This is a genomic window from Proteus sp. TJ1640, from assembly GCF_003144445.1.
Lineage (GTDB): Bacteria > Pseudomonadota > Gammaproteobacteria > Enterobacterales > Enterobacteriaceae > Proteus > Proteus penneri.
On the sequence record NZ_PENY01000033.1, the window covers coordinates 1 to 1336 of the forward strand.

The 1336-nt window shown below is 31.1% G+C and carries 1 protein-coding gene and 2 pseudogenes; 2 read left to right on the forward strand and 1 reads right to left on the reverse strand.

Annotated features, from left to right (window positions below; translation table 11 throughout):
* Window positions 1-108 (reverse strand): annotated as a pseudogene (locus tag DK861_RS18510) (HD family hydrolase); the annotation flags it as partial.
* Between DK861_RS18510 and DK861_RS15270 the strand changes: the two are divergent.
* Window positions 92-316 (forward strand): annotated as a pseudogene (locus DK861_RS15270) (antiterminator Q family protein); the annotation flags it as partial. The pseudogenes DK861_RS18510 and DK861_RS15270 sit on opposite strands and share 17 nt — an antisense overlap.
* A 289-nt stretch (window positions 317-605) precedes the next feature.
* Window positions 606-1127, forward strand: coding sequence for a DUF1440 domain-containing protein (locus DK861_RS15275; RefSeq protein WP_072062621.1), 522 nt, complete (start codon window positions 606-608; stop codon window positions 1125-1127).
* Window positions 1128-1336 lie beyond the last annotated feature (209 nt).

Genomic DNA, 1336 nt, shown 5'->3' on the forward strand with positions numbered 1-1336 from the left:
AGCATATTCAGGAGTAACTAAATAGCTGACATATACCGAGTGTTGAGCAACAGAATAGAAATTATCAATCTGCCCATTAAATCGGCATTGATTAGCTAAACCTGTCGCATTAAATAAAAAGAATAGTGATATGCATGACCTATTGCTTGATTACTATTTATTCGGAATGACATTTATGCAATTTACTAACAAGCACAATTGCTCTGATGGGCATATAGGTAAAAAATGACAAAAGGCAGAAGGAATAATAGAAGATATGTTAATGATGTCAGATGTTCCATTAGAGATGGATCGATACGTGGAAAAAATCATATAAAAACTTTACGTACGTAAAAATGATGAGATTGAGATAAGAGTGGCATCAAGGTCAATTAGCTTATTAGCTTGGCTTTTTGCAGGGTTTTATTTTTAGATATATGATTATTAATCAAAAAATTTGTTGAGAGTTTTTTGTTTTCATTGATTATTTGTTTATATTTAAGATAAAATTTATTGTTATGCTATAAGAATAAATCTGTAGTGTTTAACTAATAATTAAAATAATAAACAGGTATTCTTATCTCTACTATACTCATAATATTCAATTTATAGAGCGAGTATATATAATGATTGATTTGTTTAAATTAACGAAAAAAAGTTCTAGGCATATTGGTATAGCAATATACGTAGGTATTATAGCGGGTATCTTTTCAGCTTTAGTAAAATCTGGTTTTGAAGACCTAATTCCACCGAGAACACTTGAAACGACACCTCCTCCAGTTGTCTTATTAGAAAAGCTAGGATTAAATATAGATACTATGACTTATCATTGGATGGGATATAGTATTAATTGGGGCGGTAATGGTGTTCATATATTATTCTCAATAGTTATCGCTGTGATATATTGTGTTATTGCTGAATACTTACCAAAGGTTAAATTATTACACGGTATTTGTTTTGGTATTGGTGTTTCTGTTTTTGCTCATGGTTTAGTTGTACCATTATTAGGGCTATCTAGCTGGCTTTGGACAGCAGGTTATCAAGCATTAGTTTCTGAGTTTGTCGGAACTGCTTTTTGGATCTGGTCAATTGAAGCGATTAGACAAAATTTGCGTTATTGTTTAACTAAAGAAAAAGATGCTGAGTAGATAAGAAAGTTCAGCCTTAATCTGTTATAAATCTCTTAAAGATCGCCTAGGCGGTCTTTTTTATTAAGCTTTTATTTTTGATAGTACACACAGGTGATTTACCGCTAAAAATAAAGTTTGCTATCTGAATTTTTCTATGGCTTAATAGCGTCACTGGTTTGGAAGTACAGACCTATTTATGTTAGTAAGTTTAAAGTTGTTCCCGTTTA

Excerpts from the sequence above, each read along its gene's own strand:
- DK861_RS15275 (WP_072062621.1), top strand. The coding sequence starts at position 606 with ATGATTGATTTGTTTAAATTAACGAAAAAAAGTTCTAGGCATATTGGT.